Source organism: Hydrogenovibrio sp. (assembly GCF_965140365.1).
GTDB lineage: Bacteria > Pseudomonadota > Gammaproteobacteria > Thiomicrospirales > Thiomicrospiraceae > Hydrogenovibrio.
Window position 1 is genome coordinate 2,063,857 of the sequence record NZ_OZ223196.1, and the last position, 23,202, is coordinate 2,087,058.

General features: G+C 49.9%; 19 protein-coding genes. 10 read left to right on the forward strand and 9 right to left on the reverse strand.

The window, feature by feature from the left end:
- Nucleotides 1-65 precede the first annotated feature (65 nt).
- Nucleotides 66-776: a hypothetical protein gene (locus tag AC0KH7_RS09845; protein WP_472372968.1), complete on the forward strand. Its 711-nt coding sequence runs from the start codon at nucleotides 66-68 to the stop codon at nucleotides 774-776.
- Between the two features lie 4 nt (nucleotides 777-780).
- Here the strand turns inward: AC0KH7_RS09845 and arsJ are convergent, their stop codons facing one another.
- The 4 genes from arsJ to AC0KH7_RS09865 form a co-directional block, all read right to left on the reverse strand.
- Complete coding sequence (arsJ, locus tag AC0KH7_RS09850) at nucleotides 781-1,971, reverse strand: organoarsenical effux MFS transporter ArsJ (RefSeq protein ID WP_472373797.1); 1,191 nt, start codon at nucleotides 1,969-1,971, stop codon at nucleotides 781-783.
- An 11-nt stretch (nucleotides 1,972-1,982) separates the two neighbouring features.
- Nucleotides 1,983-3,008: an ArsJ-associated glyceraldehyde-3-phosphate dehydrogenase gene (locus tag AC0KH7_RS09855; protein WP_472372970.1), complete on the reverse strand. Its 1,026-nt coding sequence runs from the start codon at nucleotides 3,006-3,008 to the stop codon at nucleotides 1,983-1,985.
- A 68-nt stretch (nucleotides 3,009-3,076) separates the two neighbouring features.
- Nucleotides 3,077-3,664 (reverse strand): MTH895/ArsE family thioredoxin-like protein, encoded by a 588-nt coding sequence (locus AC0KH7_RS09860; protein WP_472372972.1) that lies wholly within the window; start codon nucleotides 3,662-3,664, stop codon nucleotides 3,077-3,079.
- A 70-nt stretch (nucleotides 3,665-3,734) separates the two neighbouring features.
- Nucleotides 3,735-4,700: a permease gene (locus tag AC0KH7_RS09865; protein WP_472372974.1), complete on the reverse strand. Its 966-nt coding sequence runs from the start codon at nucleotides 4,698-4,700 to the stop codon at nucleotides 3,735-3,737.
- Between the two features lie 234 nt (nucleotides 4,701-4,934).
- Between AC0KH7_RS09865 and AC0KH7_RS09870 the strand changes: the two genes are divergently transcribed.
- The 4 genes from AC0KH7_RS09870 to folE2 all read left to right on the forward strand — a co-directional run bounded on the left by AC0KH7_RS09870 (nucleotide 4,935) and on the right by folE2 (nucleotide 8,884).
- The gene (locus AC0KH7_RS09870; protein ID WP_472372976.1) at nucleotides 4,935-5,288 is read left to right on the forward strand and encodes an ArsR/SmtB family transcription factor; all 354 of its coding nucleotides are present in this window, start codon (nucleotides 4,935-4,937) and stop codon (nucleotides 5,286-5,288) included.
- A 119-nt stretch (nucleotides 5,289-5,407) separates the two neighbouring features.
- Nucleotides 5,408-6,748 (forward strand): FAD-dependent oxidoreductase, encoded by a 1,341-nt coding sequence (locus AC0KH7_RS09875; protein ID WP_472372978.1) that lies wholly within the window; start codon nucleotides 5,408-5,410, stop codon nucleotides 6,746-6,748.
- Nucleotides 6,732-7,766, forward strand: a complete 1,035-nt coding sequence (locus tag AC0KH7_RS09880) for a CobW family GTP-binding protein (RefSeq protein WP_472372980.1) — start codon at nucleotides 6,732-6,734, stop codon at nucleotides 7,764-7,766. Before AC0KH7_RS09875 ends, AC0KH7_RS09880 begins: the two co-directional genes overlap by 17 nt.
- Before the next feature lie 167 nt (nucleotides 7,767-7,933).
- Nucleotides 7,934-8,884, forward strand: coding sequence for a GTP cyclohydrolase FolE2 (gene folE2, locus AC0KH7_RS09885; RefSeq protein ID WP_472372982.1), 951 nt, complete (start codon nucleotides 7,934-7,936; stop codon nucleotides 8,882-8,884).
- A gap of 121 nt (nucleotides 8,885-9,005) precedes the next feature.
- Here folE2 and AC0KH7_RS09890 read toward each other — a convergent pair whose 3' ends face one another.
- Nucleotides 9,006-9,476 (reverse strand): Lrp/AsnC family transcriptional regulator, encoded by a 471-nt coding sequence (locus AC0KH7_RS09890; protein ID WP_201022638.1) that lies wholly within the window; start codon nucleotides 9,474-9,476, stop codon nucleotides 9,006-9,008.
- A 376-nt stretch (nucleotides 9,477-9,852) separates the two neighbouring features.
- Between AC0KH7_RS09890 and AC0KH7_RS09895 the strand changes: the two genes are divergently transcribed.
- The 3 genes from AC0KH7_RS09895 (at nucleotide 9,853) to AC0KH7_RS09905 (ending at nucleotide 15,509) form a co-directional block, all read left to right on the forward strand.
- Nucleotides 9,853-11,409, forward strand: a complete 1,557-nt coding sequence (locus AC0KH7_RS09895; protein WP_472372985.1) for a 2-isopropylmalate synthase — start codon at nucleotides 9,853-9,855, stop codon at nucleotides 11,407-11,409.
- 237 nt (nucleotides 11,410-11,646) lie between these two features.
- Entirely contained in the window at nucleotides 11,647-12,540 is an 894-nt protein-coding gene (locus AC0KH7_RS09900; protein ID WP_472372986.1) for an SMP-30/gluconolactonase/LRE family protein, read from the forward strand.
- A 125-nt stretch (nucleotides 12,541-12,665) separates the two neighbouring features.
- Nucleotides 12,666-15,509 (forward strand): sensor domain-containing protein, encoded by a 2,844-nt coding sequence (locus AC0KH7_RS09905; RefSeq protein WP_472372988.1) that lies wholly within the window; start codon nucleotides 12,666-12,668, stop codon nucleotides 15,507-15,509.
- A gap of 130 nt (nucleotides 15,510-15,639) precedes the next feature.
- Here AC0KH7_RS09905 and AC0KH7_RS09910 read toward each other — a convergent pair whose 3' ends face one another.
- Together AC0KH7_RS09910 and AC0KH7_RS09915 are read right to left on the reverse strand one after the other, a co-directional pair.
- Complete coding sequence (locus AC0KH7_RS09910) at nucleotides 15,640-16,737, reverse strand: MBL fold metallo-hydrolase (protein WP_472372990.1); 1,098 nt, start codon at nucleotides 16,735-16,737, stop codon at nucleotides 15,640-15,642.
- A gap of 176 nt (nucleotides 16,738-16,913) precedes the next feature.
- Nucleotides 16,914-18,017: an AI-2E family transporter gene (locus AC0KH7_RS09915; RefSeq protein ID WP_127119269.1), complete on the reverse strand. Its 1,104-nt coding sequence runs from the start codon at nucleotides 18,015-18,017 to the stop codon at nucleotides 16,914-16,916.
- A gap of 41 nt (nucleotides 18,018-18,058) precedes the next feature.
- Here AC0KH7_RS09915 and ppnN point away from each other — a divergent pair, with 41 nt between their 5' ends.
- A complete protein-coding gene (gene ppnN / locus AC0KH7_RS09920; RefSeq protein ID WP_472372992.1) occupies nucleotides 18,059-19,435 on the forward strand; it encodes a nucleotide 5'-monophosphate nucleosidase PpnN in 1,377 nt (458 codons plus the stop codon).
- 69 nt (nucleotides 19,436-19,504) lie between these two features.
- Nucleotides 19,505-20,713 carry a DEAD/DEAH box helicase gene (locus tag AC0KH7_RS09925; RefSeq protein WP_472372994.1) on the forward strand — a complete coding sequence of 403 codons (1,209 nt, stop codon included), beginning with the start codon at nucleotides 19,505-19,507 and terminating at the stop codon, nucleotides 20,711-20,713.
- 304 nt (nucleotides 20,714-21,017) lie between these two features.
- On the opposite strand, the gene AC0KH7_RS09930 is transcribed toward AC0KH7_RS09925, so the two are convergent.
- Nucleotides 21,018-21,800 carry an EI24 domain-containing protein gene (locus tag AC0KH7_RS09930; protein ID WP_472372995.1) on the reverse strand — a complete coding sequence of 261 codons (783 nt, stop codon included), beginning with the start codon at nucleotides 21,798-21,800 and terminating at the stop codon, nucleotides 21,018-21,020.
- Complete coding sequence (locus tag AC0KH7_RS09935) at nucleotides 21,800-23,167, reverse strand: NAD-dependent succinate-semialdehyde dehydrogenase (RefSeq protein WP_472372996.1); 1,368 nt, start codon at nucleotides 23,165-23,167, stop codon at nucleotides 21,800-21,802. Before AC0KH7_RS09935 ends, AC0KH7_RS09930 begins: the two co-directional genes overlap by 1 nt.
- Nucleotides 23,168-23,202: the final 35 nt, after the last annotated feature.

Here is a 23,202-nt window from a genome sequence, read left to right on the forward strand (position 1 = left end):
GAGCCGTTTGTCATCTGGGAATTCAAAATGAACGTTTTAATGTTCGCCACTACACCTCTGACAATTTGCCGGAAATTCCAAAAATTCATGAAAGAGGGGTTGAATTTCTTAAAGCCAACCTAGGAAAAATGGAACCTTGGATTTCAACCTGCGATGAATGGATGAATAAAACCGATAATGAACTGACGCAACAAGCAAGCTACTCTGGGCTATTGCTTTCTGATGTTGAACAACTCGAAGACACGATGAAACGTTGCTATGATCTAAAATTTACTTACCACGTATGGCGTTTAAGAAATACCGAAAACTATAAACTGCCCAATATTTTGCAATCCATTGTCGATAGAAAATCAAAGGACGAAATCAAAACGTTAATATCAGAAGGCGAACAACCAGAAATTGAAGATTATATCGCCGCATTGAAAAGACATTACTATCCATTTTTTGAAGCTGTTGGCGAATCGGGGATTAACTTAAACCGCTCATTTTTAGGCAAAAACCTTTACCAGCATCTAACGAAAAGTTACCTAGGCAAAAGTAAAAAAGCAAAGCACAAATTTAGGAATATGATGAAGGTTTTAAAAAAATATCAGGTTGACCCCAACCTTATTTACGGGTCAGCTCAAGACCCTCTAATCAATCTGCTTGATTCCGATCCGCCACTTATGAAAATAAGCTACTTTATTAAAAATGGTGCCATCGTTTTGCAAGATCACGTGAATCATGCACCCTTGAATCTAAACAACTATCTTAGTCCCCTTACCTGCCCGGAGTAATCATTTAAGCCTTCATCACCAATAAAGCCGCAGCCAATACAAACAAGGTCGAACCCCACAAGGTGGCTTCCATGCCATAGGCCTGAAACACCCAACCGGACAAAATTGTGCCAACCAAACGTCCGGCGGCATTGGCCATATAGTAGAAACCAACGTCTTTGGAGGTGCCGTCCGCATCGGCATAGGACACAATCAAATAGGAGTGCACGGCTGAATTTAAGGCAAAGACTACACCAAACACCAACAAACCGCCCACCAAAATCACTTGCGGCGAATAGGGCAAGGTTGCCGCCATCATCGCGGGCACAACGGCCAACGCCAAAGCCAGTTTCATCGCGGTGGCGCGGGTCGGGTTGTGTTCTTGAGCCGCGTTGCCTCGCGCTTTTTTCAGTCCGGTCCATTTCGGCGTGGTCGCTTGCACCACGCCATAACCAATCACCCACAACGCCATAAAAGTGCCCACTTCAGTGTGCGACCATTGCAATACGCCTTGCAAATAAACCGGCAAGGCCACCACAAACCACACGTCCCGCGCACCGAATAAAAAGAAGCGCGCGCCGGACAACCAGTTAATGGCCGGCGACTTGGAAAACATTTCCTGAAATTTCGGCTTATTTTTCGCCTTGCCCAGCCGACCGTCCAGATAAATAATCGAGAAAAACAGTGGTACCAGAATCAACACCACCAACACGAACAGCGCATACTGAAAGCCCAACGTGCCCAACAGCACCGCGCCGACAAAGAAGCCGAACCCCTTCAAGGCGTTTTTTGAACCGGTCAGCACCGACACCCAGCGATACAATTGCCCGTCCGTATCCGATGCCAGGCTTTTAATCGCACTTTTCGCCGACATTTTATTCAGGTCTTTGGCAATGCCGGACAGGGCTTGCGCCGCCATCACATACGCCACGGTGAGCCACTCCGGCGACACCGCTAACATCATCAAAGCGATAATCTGCAAGCCAAGGCCGATGTTCATGGTCACATTCAACCCCAAACGGGCGCCCAACCAGCCACCGAACAAATTCGTGACGATGCCAAAAAACTCGTAGAACAGGAACAGCATGGCAATTTCCAGCGGACTGTAGCCTAACTGGTAGAAATGCAACAGCACCAGCATTCGCAAAGCGCCGTCGGTAATGGTAAAGGCCCAATAATTGGCGGTAATCAAACCGTATTGCTGTTTCAAGGACATCGCCATCGCTGTTACTCCTGCTCTGCCGCCCGCTGATTCAATTCCCCGACCTTCACCGCCAGCTCCATCATGCGGGTGACATAGCCGATTTCATTGTCGTACCAGGCCAGCAATTTCACTTGCGTGCCATTCACCACCATCGTCGAAGGTGCATCAATCACCGAGGAACAGGTTTCGCCCTCATAATCCACCGACACCAACGGACGCTCTTCATAGCCAAGAATGCCGTCCAGATAGGTTTCCGAGGCTTCTTTCAGTAGACGATTCAGTTCGTCCACCGATGTTTCACGTTGCATTTCCAACACCAAGTCCGTCAGAGACGCATTCATAAACGGCACCCGCACCGCCAGGCCATTCAGCTTACCGTTAAGCTCCGGGAAAATGGTACCAATGGCCTTAGCCGAACCGGTGGTGGTGGGAATCAGCGATTCAAATGAAGCCCGCGCACGGCGTAAGTCTTTATGACCGTGATCCACCACTTTCTGAGTGTTGGTGCGGTCGTGCATGGTGGTGATACTGCCATGCTGGATGCCGATTTTTTCGTGCATCACTTTTATCACCGGCGCAATGCAATTGGTGGTGCAGGACGCCGCCGTAATAATCGGGTCCAGGCCTGGCGAAAACACCGCATCGTTAATGCCCATCACAATGTTCTTAATCTCTTCCTTCATCGGTGCCGCCACAATCACTTGCTTGACGCCCTGATCTAGATACGGCTGCAAAGCGGCACGAGTACGAAATTCACCGGTGGCTTCAATCACCACATCCACGTCCAAGTCGCCCCAAGGCGTGTCGGCAATCGCTTCATTCGAGGAATAACCGATCAGACAATCTTCGACCCGAATGCCGCCGTCTTCCGCCTCGGCTTCATGCCACCAGCGTCCGTGCGCCGAGTCAAAATGCAGCAAATGCGCCGAGCCTTCAGCATCAGTCGCCGTCTCATTGATGTGTACAAATGCCACATCCGGCCAGTCGAAAGCTTCTCGCAAAGCCAAACGCCCCATGCGACCAAATCCGTTGATTGCCACCTTGATCATCTTTGTCTCCTCAATTTAAACTCGATTGGAGTTTACGGCCTTGCCATCATCCTTAGATGACCGTTTGATTAAAACCAGCTGGCGATACGTTGCCGATCCGGCACACTGCCGGTATGCACCACGGCTTCATCGATCACCACACCGGGTGTACTCATGACCCCATAAGCCGCGATTTCCGCAAAATCCTCAACCTTTTCCAATTCAATCGCCACGCCTTTCTCTTCGGCCACCGCCTGAATCAATCTCGCGGTGGTTTCGCAATTGGCACAACCACTGCCCAACACTTTCACCACCTTGGCATTGTCATCATAGGTCGTACCACAGGCGGTGGTTTGCACCGATGATTCATCCGCACCCGCTCCGTCACCACCGCAACACGGCGATTCATCGGACTCAACGCTCGTTTTGGAGGGTGTATTCGAGCTCGACGTACCGCAACTTCCGTCCAGGCAACACTCGCCGGTTTTCGACAGCTTGCCAATCAGGTTAGACGGACACCAACCTGTGAAAGTCGCCTGCAAGCCCATGCCGGCGGCAAACACCGCTAACCACAGCCAATTCCAGCGCGTCAAATCGGTTTGCCCGGTAGCGTGCGCCAACGCAATCGCCAACAACACCATCAGCGTCATCATCCGCACCATTAAGTTCCCTTTCATTGTTTCACTCTCCTAATCATTCAACACTCTCTAAATCGCCCAGGCCTGGCTAAAATCAACCAAACTTCGGTCACACCGCAAAAGCGGCATTAAAACCATAACCCACCAACACAAATGCCACGCACAAACCCCCAACAAACACCGCCAAGGCCGGCCAACGAATCACTTTTCGTAAAATCAGCAATTCCGGCAGCGACAGAGCCGCAATACTCATCATCAGTGCCAGACTGGTGCCAATGGGCACCCCTTTATTCAACATGACCTCAATAATCGGAATCACTCCGGTGACATTGGAATACAGCGGCACGCCCACCAAGACGGCGGCGGGCACACTCCACCAGTTGCCCGCATCGGCCAAAGTGGATTCGATCCAGGCCTGCGGCACATAACCATGGAAAGCCGCTCCAACACCGACGCCCGCCAGTACCCAAACCCAAATGCGTTTAACAATAATTTTCACCTCATTCCAGGCAAAGGCATGACGACTGACCAAACCACCGCTTTGTGCCTGCTGCTCTTGCACCTGACGCATTTTGATGTCCCACACATAAGCTTCCACCCAGCGTTCCGGTTTAAACCATTCCATCACCATCGAACCGATATAAGCCACCACCACGCCCGCAGCAACATACAGCAAGGCCACTTCCCAGCCGAGAATGCCGATCAGCAGCACCACCGCCACTTCGTTAATCATCGGGCTGGCAATCAAAAACGCGAAGGTGATGCCCAGCGGAATACGCGCTTCCACAAAACCGATGAACAACGGCACAGACGAACAGGAACAAAACGGTGTCACGCCGCCCAAACCAATCGCCAACGAACGGCCCAGCCACTTCGGCTTACCGGCCACCACGTCGCGCACCTTTTCAGTCGACACAAAGGCCCGCAACAATCCCATCAAATAAATAATCACCACCAGCATGACAAAAATTTTCAGGGTATCCATCACAAAAAACTGAACGGCACTGCCCAGAGCGGATTCTTTCCCAAGCCCCAGCCATTCGAACGCAACCTGGTTTCCGATCATGTCAAACATTCCATTTCTCCATAAGCACGCCGCACAAATCAGAAAGCGCTTTTAAACAACACTAAATCTGCATAAACAGATATATTAAAACCTCTTGACGGAAAATACAATCAAATCAATCACAAAATTGATACAATAACGTAACAATTAATACTGTTTTGCCGAGCCAGACCTGTGGGTATATTTGCTCAAATGACTATCCGGCGCTATGATAAACGCTAGCACAACATAGGAATTCCACCCGTGACCTTAGACCGCACTGCACAGATTTTTAAAGCTCTCTCCGAACCGCTGCGTTTGCGTATTCTGCATTTGCTGTTGCTCCGGGATTCTCTGTGCGTTTGTGACTTGGTTACCGTTTTAGAACAAGGGCAAAGCACCATTTCCCGCCACCTCACGTATCTGAAAAACGCAGGCCTGGTGAAATCCTGGCGAGAAGGCACCTGGATGCATTACGAACTGGTCAATAACACCCCGGCTCCGCTGTCCTTCGAAACCCTGAAAAACCACCTGACCCAGTTGCCGGAATCCGAAACCGACTTCGCCGCCTTGCAAGAATATGAGAAAATTCAACCCCGTAGTTGCCAAATCGGCTGAAGGCCATCACCACATTCAATTCAACAACTTCACAAAACTGGAATTAATTGCAATTAGTCAAACCCTAAAGAATTTTATATAATACTTGGCTCCCTGAATTCGAATGGATTGAAACTCCTATGCAAAATCGTACATTTGATGTCGTGATCGTCGGCGGTGGTATCACCGGAACCGCGCTCGCCTATACACTGGCTAAATACACCGACATCAAGTCCATCGCCATCCTGGAAAAATACGGCTCTTTATCCCCATTGAACTCCAATGCGCGCAGCAACAGCCAAACGTTGCACTGCGGCGACATCGAAACCAACTACACTTTGGAAAAAGCCATTTCCGTCAAGCGTACCGCCAATATGCTGGTGAAATACGCCGAACAGGTCGATAAAAACGATTTTTTGTATAAATTCCCGAAAATGATTCTGGCCGTTGGCGACGACGAATGCGAGCGTCTGGAAAAACGCCATGAAGAATTCAAGGAAGGCTTCCCTTACATGGAACTGTGGGACGCCGAAAAAATTGCCGAAGTCGAACCCAAGGTTGCGCTGAAAGACGGCAAACCACGCCCGGAACGCATTCTGGCCAGTGGCTGTACCGACGAATATTCCGCCGTCAACTACGGCAACCTGTCGAAATCGTTTATCGACAGTGCCCGTAAAACCGGCAAAGACATCCGGGTTTCCCTCAGCTCCAAAGTGGACCGCATCATCGAGCTGGAAGACCACTACGAACTGCAAACCGCGCACGGCACTTATGTCGGCCGTTTTGCCGTGGTGTCCGCCGGGGCGCACAGTTTGTTACTGGCCAACCAACTCGGCCACGGCATGAACCTGTCCACCCTGCCGATGGCCGGCAGCTTCTATTTCGCGCCGAAAGTGCTGAACGGCAAAGTCTACACCATGCAGAATGACAAACTGCCGTTCGCCGCACTGCATGGCGACCCCGACTTAACCGAGCCGGACAAAACCCGCCTAGGGCCCACCGCCCTGGTTCTGCCGAAGCTGGAACGCTACACCGGCGGCACCTATATGGACTTCTGGCGCTCGCTGAAGCTGGACACAAAAGTCCTGCGCGTGTTCTGGGATTTAATGAAAGACAGCACCATCCGTAATTACATTTTCCGCAACTTCCTGTTTGAAGTGCCGTGGTTGAACAAAAAGCTGTTCGTCAAAGACGCCCGCAAAATCCTACCGGATTTAACCACCAAAGACCTCACCTACGCGGAAGGTTACGGCGGCGTGCGCCCGCAGGTCATCGACAAGACCACCAAAGAACTCAAATTGGGCGAAGCCAGCATCGTGCCCGAGCACGACAACATCATCTTCAATATGACACCGTCGCCGGGTGCCACGACGTGTCTGGGCAACGCCTATCGCGATGCGAAAATCATCTGCGAGCGTCTCGGCGTCAACCTGAAGCACGACGAACTCGTCAACGACTTGCTGGATGGCAAAGATCTCTGACACCCCAACTCCCGTTACCCTGGTAACGGGACTGCTCGGCAGCGGCAAAACCACCGCCATTCACCGACTGTTACAGCAACGCCCCGCCGGCGAAAACTGGGGCCTGCTCATCAACGAATTCGGCGAGATCGGCATTGACGCCGCCACGCTCGATGCCGACAGCCAATGGATTGAAGACGTTTCCGGCGGCTGCATCTGCTGCAGCGCTCAGTTCGGCTATCGCCAAGCTTTGCAAAAGCTGTTACAGCATCCACTGGACCGCATTTTGGTCGAACCCACCGGGCTCGGTCATCCGGCGCAGGTTATCGATACCTTAAAACAATTCCAACCTAATATCCGAATTGCCGGTGTGTTGCTGGTCATCACCCCACAACAACTCACACCGGAACGCTGGGCCAAATCCGCCGTGATGCGCGACCTGGTCAATCTGGCCGATACGATTCTGCTCAATAAAACCGACCTCGCCAGCGACGACGACATCCGCCAGGCCGAACAACTGTTGCAACAAACCTACCCGCTCAAAGAATCGATTTTGCACACCCACCTGAATACCGAATGCGACTTTCCGCCAGGCCTGGTGGATTTTAAACAAACCCGACCGGCTTTTACCTTACTCAGTGGTCTGCGCGAGCACCAACAACAAACGGAAACCTGCCCTCTCCCCGGCGAATCGAAACTGCCGCATTGCCTGCAACGCCAAGTACAAATCGGCGACACCACCAGCGTTGGTTGGCAGTTCGACGCCCACATCCAATTCAACCGTGTGGCGCTCAAAACGTTTATCGAACAGCACACTCACCTGATTCGCGCCAAAGGCATCCTGCGCACCGGCAACGAATGGCAATTGCTGAATGTGGTTGATAACCAAATCCAATGGCAAGATATCGCCTGGCGGCAGGACAGCCGGCTGGAATTATTGCTCGAAACCGATTCGGACACCGTCTCAGAAAACGACTCGAATACCCTTATCGACCAACTGGAAACGGCTCTCAATACCTGCCTGATCGACCGTTCTTAAAATTACTTATGGGAAAATTTATTTATTATAATGAATTATTTTCACAGTAAATGATACCCATTCCCACAAGATATGGTATACTTCTCCTCTTTTTTAAAATATGAGCTCAACTTTGTTTTATCCGGGCGGACCGAACAAAGACCTCAACCAAAGCCGAAGGAAATTGCATGACGAAGCACATGCCCGATATCGCTTGCCAACCCCACCAAGACCCACAGGGAAAACTCAACTGGGTCGGAATGAGTGGCATTGAACTGCCAATCCAGCTACAACAAGATTCGCAAAACACCCTAACCCTATCCTCGCAGGTACAAGCCTACGTCAGTTTGGACGATCCTTTAAGCAAAGGTATTCACATGTCGCGCCTGTATCTGATTCTGGATGAAACCGGCTCGAAAGCGCCGTTAACACCGGCCAGCATCCAAAGCATGCTACAAGCCTTTATCGAATCGCATCAGGGGCTCAGCCAAAACGCATTTGTTGAATTCCGTTTCGATTACTATGAAAGACGTCGCTCCCTGAAGTCCGACAATTCCGGCTGGAAGCACTATCCTTGCACGCTGCGCGGTGAAATGCGCGACGGGCAATACGAATGCGAAGTCAGCATCAGTGTGCCCTATTCCTCCACCTGCCCGTGTTCTGCGGCCTTGTCTCGTCAATTGATTCAGGAAGCATTCGAACAGCAATTCAACGGTCAGGCACTGGACTACAATCAAGTGCTGGAATGGCTCGGCACGCCGGAAGGCATCTGCGCCACGCCCCACAGCCAGCGCTCTTATGCGCAGATCAAACTGAAAGTGGATGCGTCGCACGACCTGAACCTCTCTACCGTCATCAACCAGATTGAAGACGCGGTGAAAACGCCGGTGCAATCCACCGTCAAACGTGAAGACGAACAGGAATTTGCCCGTTTGAACGCCACCAACCTGATGTTCTGTGAAGACGCCGCGCGTCGCATGCAAGCCAAACTGGAAAGCTGCACCGAATATCAAGACTACTGGGTGCGCGTCAACCACTTGGAAAGCCTGCACCCGCACGATGCGGTGGCGATTGTCACCAAAAACGTGCCGGGCGGTTACAGCGACGAACCCAACTTTATGGATCGTTTCGAGCACTAAACGCACGAAATCTTGTGCCTTCCATCAAAAAAGCCGCTTTTCAGCGGCTTTTTTATGATCGGTAAACGGATTCAAAAACGCCCAGGCCTGGGTATTTTTCAGATTCACTTCAAAATAACGCTTAGGCAATCGGCAACGCCGTTTTATCCACCACCTTACGCAAAACAAAACTGGTGTGCACCCCGCTGACGCCCTCAATTTGGGTAATATGATTCAGCAGCAAATCCTGATAGGCCTCCAAATCCTTCACCACCACCTTCAACTGGTAATCGGCGGTTTGTCCGGTGAGCAGCAGACATTCCACCACATTCGGCAACGCCTGTATCGCATCGTCAAAGGCTTCAAACCGTTCATGCGTGTGTTTGTCCATGGAAATGTGCACCAGCGCCATTAAATCCAACCCCAATGAACGCGCGTCCAACAGCGCACGATAGCCGATAATGACTCCGGCGGTTTCCAAGGCCTTAAAACGTCGCAGACACGCCGACGGCGACAAACCGATTTGATCGGCCAATTCCTGATTGCTCAAACGGCCATTATTTTGCAACGCATTAAGGATGGCTTTGTCGTATTTATCCAGCTTATTGAGCATAGTCTTAACCATTTATTTAACGTTTATTTTTATCATAGAAATAAAATATCAAACAAATAGATAAAATTGAAATTAAATTGCTAAAAAAGTGTTTTTTAATCACGTTTTCACAATTTAATCGCTTCAAGAAGTTGTTACAATTTTTTCCAGAGAGCAAAGAACTTGCGAACTCTATTAGGGAACCGCTATTGATTCTGGACGGAGCAGATTGAGAGTCAAAATTTGTGCTCTCAAGGGCGGGAATCGCACGTAATAGCCAGCTATTGCGAAGATTTCCAACGCAGATAGAACGAATTTTGGACTCAAGATGCCTGTTCATGAATCAATAACGGCTCCCTTTAACAGAACTCCAATTTTTAAACCGACAGGAAAACCGATGAACAGCATGAAACCTGAAAAATATCGCCCAACCGAGACACCCGATTTACCCAATCGTCAGTGGCCGGACCGTCGCCTTACCCAGGCGCCGATTTGGGTGAGTGTCGACTTACGAGACGGCAACCAAGCCTTAGCCAACCCGATGACTGTCGAGCAAAAGCTAAAGCTATGGGATCAATTGATTGCGATTGGCTTTAAAACCATTGAAATCGGCTTTCCGTCGGCCAGCCAATTGGAGTTCGACTTTACCCGACGTTTGATTGAGGAAAACCGCATCCCCGAGAACGTGACCGTTCAGGTTCTGGTTCAGGCCAGGGAGCATTTGATCAAACGCACCTATGAAGCGCTGAAAGGCGTGAAACAAGCGGTGGTGCATGTTTACAACACCACTTCTACCGTACAACGCGAAAACGTTTTCTGCAAATCGAAAGCGGATATCAAAACCATGGCGACTCAGGGCGCGCAATGGGTCAAAACCTATGCCGAGCAATACCCGGAAACCCAATGGACGTTTGAATACTCCCCGGAAAGCTTTTCCCAAACCGAAACCGACTACGCCGTGGAGGTCTGCCAGGCGGTCATGGACGTTTGGCAACCGACGGTGCATAACCGTTGCATTTTAAACCTACCGTCCACCGTGGAAAGCACCTCGCCCAACCGTTATGCCGATCAAATTGAATATTTTGTAACCCACCTGAAAAACCGCGACGCGGCGATTATTTCGGTCCACACTCACAATGACCGTGGTTGCGCTGTGGCCGCCGCGGAACTGGCGATATTGGCCGGGGCCGAACGCGTGGAAGGCACCTTGCTGGGCAATGGTGAACGCACCGGTAATATGGACATCGTCACACTGGCGATGAACCTCTACAGCGAAGGCATCGACCCGCAATTGGATTTGTCGCGCCCCGACGATTGGATTCCGGTATTGGAGGAAGTCACCCGCATCGACACCCATATCCGTCATCCATGGGTCGGCGAAGCGGTTTACACCGCCTATTCCGGCAGTCACCAGGACGCCATCCGAAAATGCCTGATGCGCCAACAGGACGACCAACCTTGGAACGTGGCTTATCTGCCGATTGACCCGATGGACATCCACCGCAGTTACGAAGCCATTATTCGCGTCAACAGCCAATCCGGTAAAGCCGGTGCCGCCTTCATTCTGGCGCAGGAATACGGTTTGAATCTGCCGAAATGGGTTCAGCAGGATTTTGCTCCTGTCGCACAAGCGGTGGCGGAAGACGCCGGCGGTATCGTCAGCCACCAAGATTTGTTCAAGGCTTTCAACCGCCATTACGGCGTGAACCAACCGCAAGCCACATTGAACAATTACCAACTGTCCAGAAAAGACGGCAAAGAACACTTGAGCGTGGAGGTCAACGGCGACACCTGGCAAGGACAGGGCAACGGCACCTTGAGCGCATTGTGTGATGCCTGGCAAAGACGCACCGGCCAACAAGTGGACGTATTGGATTACAGCGAACACGCCATGCATCAAAGCCAAGAAGGCAAACCAGGCAAAGAAGCGAAAGCATCGCCTATGTGTATGTGAAACAGAAATCGCAGAACACCATCGGCATCGCCACGGCGGACGACACCGTTTCGGCCATGATTCAGGCTTTGTTATCCACCATCAAGCCGTAACGCCTCCACCATTTATTCCCGATAAAACCGCCAGGCCTGGCGGTTTCCGGGCTTTCACATTCCTTTCATAAATGCCCCGCCATTTTTGCTAAGATGAGCCTTCAACTGCTTAATTTTTTCGTTTTTTCATCAAGAGGAAATCATCATGTTATTGAAAAAACACGCTCTCGCCTGGACCTTGGCCGCCTTGTTGCCAGCCTTACCGCTGACAACCGCTTTGGCCGACACCACCCACCTGAAAGGCGTCGGATTCGCCACACCGGAAGCGATGGAATACGAAGCCGACAGCGACACCTATCTGGTCGCCAACATCAACGGCAGTCCGTTTGAAAAAGACGACAACGGCTTTATTTCCAAGCTGTCACCGGACGGCAAAGTGATTGAACTGAAATGGCTGGATGGCGCCAGCGACAACATCGCCCTCAACGCGCCGAAAGGCATGGTGACGCAGAACGGTAAACTCTATGTGGCCGATATCGACCGTTTGCGTGTATTCGACTTAAGTAGCAAAAAACAATTAGACGACATTGCCTTTCCCGGCAGCCGCTTCATTAACGGTGTCAGCCCGGCACCGGACGGCGGTCTGTACGTCACCGACAGCGGTATGGCGCCCGGCTTCAAGCCGTCCGGCACCGAAGCTCTTTACAAAGTCGACGCCAATGGCAAGGTCACCCAACTGAAAAGCGGAAAACCCGGCCACCCGAACGGTGTTTACGCCAAAGGCAATACGCTATGGATGGTCACCCTCGGTTCCGGCCAACTAAGCACCATGACACTGGACGGCACGGAAACCTCGCGCATGACCTTGCCGTTCAACCGTCTGGACGGCTTGATTGTGACCAATGACAACCGCCTCATCACCTCCAGCTGGAAAGCCAAAGGGGTTTACGAAATCACCCCGGACGACCATCTGAAATTGATTGTCGGTGAATTGGAATCTCCGGCGGACTTGGGCTACGACAGCAAACGCAATCGCTTGCTGATTCCGTTGTTCCTGAAAGACGAAGTGGTTATATATCCACTCAAGGACCACCCATAAATCTCAACTCTTACCCCTGCTTGAAACAGGCAGGGGTTGTTCTTTTTCCCCCTTCCATCTTTAGACTCCATAGTCCTTGCCCAAAAATTCAGTACAATATCCATAACGTACTTAAGGTCACAATCATGGACACCCTTATGCTGCCAAAATTGTCGAGCCCGGAACATTATTTCACCGCCCTATCAGTCATCCCAACGCCTGCTGTCGTTGTCGACTTTGATACGGGCATCATTATTTACGCTAATCCATGTGCAGTGAAACTGTTTGGACGACCTCTCGACGAATTAAAAGGACAGCACCAAAGTATATTGCACCCTCACGACGCATCTCAAACAGAAAACCCTTTTGAAACGCAGAGAACACTTCTTTTAGAGCATGAAATTTATGAAACGTATGAAGGTATTGCCGTTCACAAAAGTGGACAACGGCATCATGTCGAAATCATCGCAAACCTGGCCAAACTGGAACATGATCGTTTGCTTATCGGCATATTTCACGTAATTGACCAGCGGTATGAAGCCAAATTAGCCCTTCAGAAAAAAACCGACGAATTCGAAGCGCTTTTTGAAAACTCTCAAGTGGGTATCATGCTCTTAAAAGGCAATCGTGTACTTGATAAAGCGAATCAACACATGGCCGAAATCCTAGGTTATAGTTCCCCCGAAGAATTGAACGGTTTATCAATGGAATCGTTACATTTGTCAAAAGAGCGTTTCGAGGCATATGGAAAAGCAAATTACGACACCCTTAATTATCACAAAAACCTACACATTGATTATCAATTACGCAAAAAAAATGGTGATCCTATCTGGTGTCGACTCAGCGGCGTTGCTTTGGATAAAAACATCCCGGCGAATTTATCCAAGGGTGTTATTTGGGTTGTCGACGATATTTCCGACATCAAAGCGGCCGAAGCCGCTCTTACGGTAGAACGAAACCTCTTTAGAAGTGGACCAACTGTCATCTTTCAAAGAGATCCATCTCCTGGCTGGCCGGTTAAATATGTATCCCCTAACGCTCAAAAAGTTCTCGGCTATGAGCCAAACGACTTTCTAAAAAAGAACCTGCTATTTTCTGACTTAATCCACCCTGACGAGATAGAAAGGGTTCTCGCTGAATTCGAGACGCATTGCCAAAATAGAGCCGTGCAATTTCAACAAATTTACCCTCTCAAAATCAAATCGGGAGATTATCGGAAATTCTATGACTACACATTGGTAAATTATGACAGTCAAGGAAATGTTGAGTCTTTTTACGGTTACCTGATTGACATGACGGATTATCTCAAAGCACAAGAGCTATCGTCACTCTTATTAAACAGCACAAATGAAGGCATTTTCGGTATCGACAAAAGTGGCACCATTTCATTCGTTAATCCGGCCACAACCAAAATTCTCGGCTATACTGAAAAAGAAATGATTGGTACCAATGCTCATAACCTTTTTCATTATTCCGATGAGCTTGGCCACTCGATTCCTCATAAAGATTGCCAAATAATGCGACCGATTAAAACTGGCGAAGATCAACACTCGACACATGAAGTTCTTTGGCGCAAAGATGGTTCGAGCTTCCCAGTGGAATATCATAGTACTGCCGTTTACCGTGAAAACGAAATCGTCGGTGCCGTCATCAGCTTTCACAACATTTCACGTCGCCGCGCTCAAGAGCAACGAATCAAATATCTCGCTTTTCACGACGAGCTCACGGGCTTACCTAACCGTCGACTTTTCAGTGAACATCTTCAAAAGGAGTTGGAACGTGAAAAACACGACACAAATCGTTCGTCCTTAATGATATTAGATATCGATCATTTTAAAGACATTAACGACACACTCGGGCACCCAGTCGGTGACGAACTGCTCAAAGCGATTACGGAACGCATCACTAAAACGTTATCTGGAACCGATAGCCTTGCCCGAATGGGCGGTGATGAATTTGCCATTCTAACATTGGAAGAAGGCAATGGAATCGATGCAACACAAATGGCCGAGCGCATATTAAGCCTGTTCAAAACACCTTTTCAAATACATGAATTACTGATTCCAATCAGTACCAGCATTGGTATTGCCTTTTGCGAACCGGAATATTCTGTTGATGACATTATATCCCAAGCCGATATTGCCTTATATCAAGCCAAATACGCCGGACGCAATAATTTTGTATTTTATGAACCAGAAATGTCTCACAAGATTCATGAAGACGTCGAAGTACTTAACGCATTGCAACAAGCCACTCATGAGGAGTCATTTGAGCTTTACTATCAACCTCAAATCGACACCATCACCGAAAAGGTAGTTGGAGTAGAAGCCTTGATTCGCTGGTTTCCTGAGAACGAGCGTATCCAAGATATGAGTTCCCCGGCCCGTTTCATTCCCATTGCTGAAACCAGAGGACTGATTCACGACATCACTCTATGGCAAATTATCCAGTTAGAAAAAGACATACAAGCGTTTCGTGCAACAGGTTTCAACGGGCGTGTTTCAATCAATATTTCCGGCGAATTACTCAGTCATATTGAAAACTTGGTCGAGTTACTGGAGGCTATTGAACACAGTGATATTGCCTTTCATGAACTTGAATTCGAAATTACCGAAACCGCCTATGCTAAATTGACCTCGGCCGAAATTTCAGTTTTAGACGAGGTTCGAAAACAAGGGCTGGATTTAGGAATCGACGATTTCGGCACCGGGTATTCCTCACTCGTATCGCTACGACAATTTCATTCCAGCCACCTTAAAATCGACAAAGCTTTTATCGACGAAGTTCACAATAACAACGACGACTACGCTATCGTATCTGCGACAATTTCCATGGCACATAACCTTGGAAAGCGCGTCATTGCAGAAGGTGTAGAAACCAAAGAACAACTAAAGGTGTTAAAGGAACTCAACTGCGACATCATTCAAGGTTTTTATTATGCGAAACCCATGCCATTAAACGCAGTATGCAACTTCATTCAGAAACAATAATAACCTTTAATCAAAACTCACCAGGCCTGGTGAGTTTTGAATTTGCCTTTTGATTCAAACCTTATAAATCCGTCAGGCAGTAAAAAAGGGCCTTTCGGCCCTTTTTTACTCTCTAGTTCAAAGCATTGACTTAAAAATCGCCGCCGGTGATTTCATTGTAAATGCGTCGGGCGTTGTTTTTCGCCGCTTGGTCAAAGACCGGACGATCTTTATACATCGATTGGTCGATGTTTTCAGCATCTTCCTGGTTACCACCGTTATCCACGACTTTCTGCACTTCTTTCTGCACATACTTGAAGTAGTCATAGGTTTGCTTCTTCACCGTGGCCATATCGGTCGGCGTTCCGTGCCCCGGAATCACATGCACGTCGGACGGAATCTGCGACATCATGTTTTCGAAAGACGCCACCCACTGCATACTGTTGGTATAAGCAAACATCACCGGCATCCGCTCATTGAAGCCCAAATCGCCGGTCATCAACACCTTACGGGTCGGGATGTACACGCTGGTAGATGCCGGCGTATGCCCTGGCCCGAAATCCATCAAAATGAACTTTTCACCACCGCCGACATCAACGCTCAATTTATTATTGAAGGTGGTGAATTTGTCGGACACGTTGCGCGCCATATTGGTGATGGAGTTCCCGACCCGCAAAGCCCACTCCGACTTGATGGCGTCGAACGACTGATCGAACTGCATATTGGCCAAATCGCTGGAATACAGGTGTTTCACGCCCACATCCCACCAATAACTGGCCCCCAGATAAGCGTGGCCCTGGTTGTTTTCAACCGCCACCCATTTCACCGGTTTGCTGGTCAAACGCTTGATTTGCTGATGCACGCTGTAGGCAATCGCCGGATTGGCCCCAGCGTTAAAGACAAACACGCCATCCTTGAAAAGGACAAAGGAAATATTATTGTTTAGTCCAAAGTTGGACGGATTATGCCAGATTTGACTGCCGACAATGGTGTACACACCATCGGTCACCTTCACCGCTTTCGGCAGCGGCAGTTCGTCGCCAATGTAACCGGCTTTCTTCATGGTCGATTTGACTTCATTCACATAGGTATTGGCCGCGCTGGCGGCTACGTTACCATTCCCCATCTCTTTAGCCCAGGCTTCAAACCCGGCGGTATAAGGGTCTTCCGTATCGGCCGAAAACGTCTGCGGACTGACCAGAGCACTGCTGATCAGAATGATCGTACCTAACTTGGAAATGACTTTCATCTTTCCTCCATCTATTGTCTTTTGTGTGTGAATCACATCTTTATATTGAATAACCTAGGGGCTGAAACAGGTTCAGTTACAGGCATGATACCATCCGTAACGCCTTATCCCCATTGATGTTTTTAATCGCTAACAAAAGTTTTCGATGGGTAAAAGTCCTAAAGAAAATGATTCCATCAGGTCCGGTCGAGCAAATCGGAGTTTTTATGGGCGTAAACATCAAAGATGGTAATCGCCATGGCCGCAATCACCGGCCCGAAGAATAAACCGATCATGCCGAAATGAATCAACCCGGCAAAGGTGGACAACACCGTAATCAGAGTATGGTTGGCGACCGCCAAATCATCCGTTCCGCTGCCGATGGAGCGGGCAATTTTCTGAATCAGCATGGGGCGCACAATGTTATCAATGACAAACCCGTTCACCAAGGCCCCGAAAAACACCACCACTCCGGCACCGACATAATTCCCTTGCGCAAGCAATACCAACGTCAACGGAATCCAAACCAGTGCGGCACCGACAATCGGAATGAAAGACGTGATGGCAATCGCCATCCCGATAAACAAGCCGGGCAAACCAAGCCCCCAGGAAACAAACGCGAACACCAGTCCTTGCAGCAACGCAATGCCCAACACCGACAACAGCAAGATACTCGACAGATTGGCAAAGCGGTTCATGATCATGGTATCGTAGTAGTTTTCCAACGGCGACAAGACTTTCAGATGGTGGGCGATACGGTGCCCGTCACGATAGAAAAAGAACAAAGCGAACACCGCCAGCAAAACAAAGGTCAGAAACGACGTGGTACTGCCAAAAACCCCACTGACCAAAAACACGATGGTGTCCTGTGCGAACTTAATGATCTTGCCGGAATTCTCACGCAACTGTTCAATCAACTGGGCCTGAGTATCCGCCGGAATCGGAATGATATTAACCAGATTTTGGTTCAACCGAGCAAAACTGTCCGGCGTTTGCTGGGATAACCATTGCTGCGCCTGGCCGAAGATATGCCCTACCTGCAAGCCCACTTCCAGTAGCAAATAGGTGACCGGTACAATCACCGTCAAAAACACCACCGTACTCATGATCGCCGACGCATAGGTTTCCGAACGGTTGACTTTGGGTAGGATTTTCAAATACATTGTGTAGGTTGCGGTCGCCAAAATCATCGCGAACAACAGCGCTTCCAGAAACGGCGAGAAAAGCCATAGCAATCCAATGATGGCCGTCAGCAACAAAAGGATCAAAAAACCTTCTTCGTAGGGTGCGTTTGAGCGCATAATAATATCAACCTGTCAGAGAAAACAAGCACTAATCTATCATGAACAGCATTATCAAAAAAGTTTTAATTCGCCCGGCCGGCGCCCTGCAAATCCTTTCCTACAAAGAAGCCCAACAACTTTGCGACCAAACCGAAACCGGTTTGAACGAGGTCTTTCGACGTTGTAGCTTGGCGGTTCTCAACACCGGCACCAAAGACGATAACGGCCTGGCCTTATTGGAAGCCCATCCGGATTTTCAAATTCAAGTCCATATCAAAGGCCGCGGCTTACAAATTGAAATCGATAATGCGCCGGAAAACGCCTTTGTAAACGGCGAGATGATTGAAGGTCTGCAAGAACACCTGACGGCCGTCATTCGTGATTTGATTTACGCCCAAAACGAAATCATCGATAGCCAGGAATTCGATTTGGAAACGCCATTTGGTCTGACCAATGCCATTTTCCACATTGCCCGCAACGCCTGTTTGATGAAACCTGATGTCGATCCGAACATCGTCACCTGCTGGGGCGGCCACTCCATTCCGTTGGAAGAGTACAAATACACTAAGCAAATCGGCTACCACCTCGGCTTGCGTCGTTTGGACATCTGTACCGGCTGCGGGCCGGGTGCCATGAAAGGGCCGATGAAAGGCGCGGTACTCGGCCACGGTAAACAACGTTACAAACACGCCCGTTTCATCGGCCTGACCGAGCCGGGCATCATTGCCGCCGAAGCGCCGAATGCCATTGTCACCGAACTGGCGATCTTCCCAGACATCGAAAAGCGTCTGGAGGCCTTTATGCGGCTGGGACATGGCATCATTATTTTCCCGGGCGGTGCCGGCACCATGGAAGAAATCCTTTACTTACTGAGCGTATTATTACACCCGCAAAACAACAATATTCCTTTCCCGGTGGCTCTGACCGCACCCGAGTCCGGTCGGGCCTACTTCGATGCGGTACTGGAGTTCATCGAACACGCCCTCGGAAAAGAAGCGGTGCGTAAACTGACCGTTCTCATCGATCGCCCGGAGGAGGTCGCCGACTTCATCGAAGAAGGCATCCAAGACGTCAAAGCCTTTCGCAAAGCCACCAGTGACGCTTACTATTACAACTGGAACCTGCACATTCCTTACGAACTGCAACAACCCTTCGTGCCGACGCATGACAGCGTGGCCGCGCTGGAACTGCACAAAGACCAACCAACTTACCATCTGGCGGGGCAGTTACGCAATGTGTTCTCGGCCATTGTGGCCGGCAACGTCAAAAGCGAAGGCATCGCACAAATCAATGAACGAGGTCCTTTTGAAATCAATGGTGATCCGGAAATCATGGAACGCATGGACAAACTGCTCAAATCATTCGTGGCCCAGCGCCGCATGAAATTAGGCACGGAACATTACGAGCCCTGCTATAATATCGTCACGGGTCAATAAGCAAGCGAAACGCGTTTATTTTACAAGCCCGACCGATCAACCGTGCTCAAGCCATCACGTGAGTCCAGCATGACATTTGAAGAATTAGACCTTGACCCGGCGTTGCTCAGCGCCATCGAAGAACAGCATTTCCACAAACCCACGCCGATTCAGGCGCAAGCCATCCCCGAAATGCTGCTATGTAAAGATGTCCTGGCCGGAGCCGCGACGGGTACGGGGAAAACCGCCGCTTTTGTCTTACCGGCCCTACAATTTCTGCTGGACACCCCCAAACCCAGCCGCCACCCTCGAGTGTTGATTCTGGCTCCAACACGTGAATTGGCCTTCCAAATTCACAAAGTGGTTAAACAACTCGGTACGCATTGCCCATTCGAATCCAACATCATTACCGGTGGGTTTGCTTCCGACAAACAATTGAACGTTTTACAGTCCAACATGGACATACTGGTCGCCACGCCGGGCCGTCTGCTCAACATCATGACCAAGGAATTCATCGATTTGTCCGATGTGGAACTGCTCATCATCGATGAAGCCGATCGCATGCTCGATATGGGACAAGGGCCGGATGTGCTGGCCTTGATTGAAGCCATTCCCGGCGATTTTCAAGCCGCCTGTTTTTCCGCCACTCTCGGTGGGACAGGCCTGGCGAAATTCGCCGAAGACATCCTGGACGACCCAAGCATCATCCAAGTCGATGCGCCCAATCAGCAATCCGAGCAAATTCAGCAATTCGCCTATCTCGCGAATGATAAGGCACATAAGCAAGCCTTACTGAAAGCGATTCTAAACGACGACACCTGCCAGAGCGCGATTGTCTTCTGCAACAAAAAAGACCGCGCTATCGAACTGGCGGATTGGTTACAGGCCGAAGGCGTGTCCAGCACCGTTCTGCACGGCGACTTTATCCAGGCCAAACGACTGGAAAAGACCAATAAATTCAAACAAGGCAAAATCAAGGTGCTGGTCGCCACCGACGTCGCCGCTCGCGGCTTAGACATTCTCAATGTGACCCATGTCATTAATTACGACATTCCCTTCCGCGGTGACACCTACATCCACCGCATAGGCCGCACCGGCCGCGCACAGCAAGTCGGCATCGCCATCAACCTGGTGGAACGCCATGATTTATCGCACCTGCAACGCATTGAATACCACCTCAAACAAAGCATTCCACTGGCTAAAATTCCGGGTCTGGAACCCAACTTCAAGCTTAAAGACGCCTTAAAAAAACCCAAGAATAAAAAGAAAAAAGACGCCAAAGCGAAGAAAAAACGCTAAAACTCTCCCTCCGCTTCTCCCTGCTCATTTCTTTCACACTGTTTGACTGGAAAAGTTTAACTAAATAGTTAAATATTATTGATTCTCGAAGAAACGCTTGGCGATTCAACGGTGATATTGGAACGGCTTGCGCAATTGCAAAAAAACTGTATCGCCTGCCATGCGGCTTATCGTGTAAAAGTCGCCACGACCTTAACTGAAAAGTGACCAGGCCTGGTCAGAATTACCCTTTCGACGCCCAACCTTATCGAACGCCGAAAGGGTGAATCGGTTCAAGAAAAGAACCCTGAAAAACGATGTGTCGTTAATCGATAATGGTATCCGCGTCGCTTTTCGAGCCGGGTTCCAATGAAAGCTGGTCGAAATAATAATGCGACAAAGCGATAACGGCCAATACCGGCGCGAAGAAGCTGATGATTGGAAACACACTCAATGCAAAAAGAACCCCAACGGCAAACGTCGGTGGCCAATTGGTCAGTGGTTTCAAGCGACGGAACAAGGCTTCCGGTAGAATCACCTGCCCCACATCCAGCACCACGGCATAACGGAAAAACAAGAAGCCGATCAACCAGAACCACACCACATTGATAAGTGGCACGAACAACAGCGGAAAGGTCACGATCAACAACAGCAAAATCAATAACCCGAATTTCACCAGCTTCCAAATCATGCCCAGCATGGAACCGTGCCCGTGATATTCGGTGTGTGGATAATGTTTGTCATGCACCGCTTTCACCAGCGAGTCGGTCATAAAACCGGTCACAATCATCGCAAACAGCAGCACCAGATAACTGCCGAGTACAATGCCCAGCAGCCCGGCAATCACCGCGACGGTAAAGCCCAAAAACCAAAGCACCAACCCGCCGACCAATGGAATGGCGCCAATGGTGTTTTCGGCCTGAAGTTTCCAGCTTTCAAAATCCTGTACAAAGGCACTCTGGGTAATGAAGTCACTCGTCAACAGCAGGCCGAATACCCCGTACCCCATCAAAGAAACCAGAACCAAGCCCACCGCGAACGGAATGAATAGTCGAATCAAAATGGCCGGTTCTTTCAAATCGACCAGCGTTTTCCAGAGCAATGTCATTATTTAATCCAGATGCTTTTAATATTAGTGAATTCACGAATGCCTTGTCCCGACAACTCACGCCCGTAACCGGAGTGCTTCACGCCCCCGAACGGCATGCGAGGATCGGAAAAGGTAATGCTGTTAACAAAGGTCGCACCCGACTCCATGCCGCGTGCCATGGTTTCTGCCGTAGCGGAATCATTGGACCAGATGGAACCGCCTAAACCGAAATCGGTGGCGTTCGCCAACCCGAGCGCATGTGCCGGTTCGGTGGCTTTCAACACGATGGCGACCGGTCCGAAAAACTCTTCGCTGAATGCCGGCATATCACTGGTCACATCCGTCAGAATGGTGGGCGCGTAATAACACCCCGGACGGTCCAATTGATAACCGCCAGTGACGATTTTCGCCCCCATCTCAACCGACTTCGTGACCTGCTGATGCAATTCATCCAATAAATCCTGGCGCGCCATCGGCGCTAAGGTGGCGTCAGCATCCATTGGGTCGCCCGCTTCGAACTGCGATTCCACCGCCGTTTTAAAGCGGTCAATAAAGTCGTCGATAATGCCCGCGTCCACAATAAACCGCTTGGAGGCAATACAGCTTTGCCCCATGTTCTGAAAGCGGCCTTTCACCGCATTGTCCACAGCGGTTTGAATATCGGCGTTATCCAAAACGATAAAGGCATCGGAGCCACCCAGCTCCAATACGGATTTTTTCAATTCCTCACCGGCGACACTGGCCACTTTGCGCCCAGCCGGTTCACTCCCGGTCAAAGACACCGCTTTGACCGCCGGATGACGAATCACCGATTCCACCTTATCGGAACCGATCATCAAGGTGCTGAATACCCCGTCGGGATACCCGGCTTTGCGGAACACTTCTTCAATCGCCAACGCGCACTGTGGCACGTTTGAAGCATGTTTCAACAAACCGATATTGCCCGCGGTGACCGTCGGCACCGCAAACCGCAACGCCTGCCAGAACGGGAAGTTCCACGGCATCACGCCCAGCACCACGCCCAGCGGCAAATAGGCCACATAGCTTTTGCTGGCATCGGTTTCAATCATTTCATCCGCCAGGAAACGCTCGGCGTTTTCGGCATAATAATCACACAGCCAAGCACATTTTTCGATTTCCGCCACCGCTTCGGCGTAACGTTTGCCCATTTCCAACGTAATCAATTCCGCCAAAGCTTCCTTGTCGTCCAGCAACACATCGCCCAGGCGATTCAACAGCGCAATACGGTCCGACAACGGCGTCAGCTTCGACCAGTCGGCAAAACCGTAACCGGCCTGCGTCACTACTTCATCAAGCGTGTCCTGATCCCAGGTATCGAATTCGGCTAAAAGTTCATTGGTTGCGGGGTTGATTGATTGCATCATAGTCGTTCCTTCTTTGGTTACGGCCGAACGTAAAC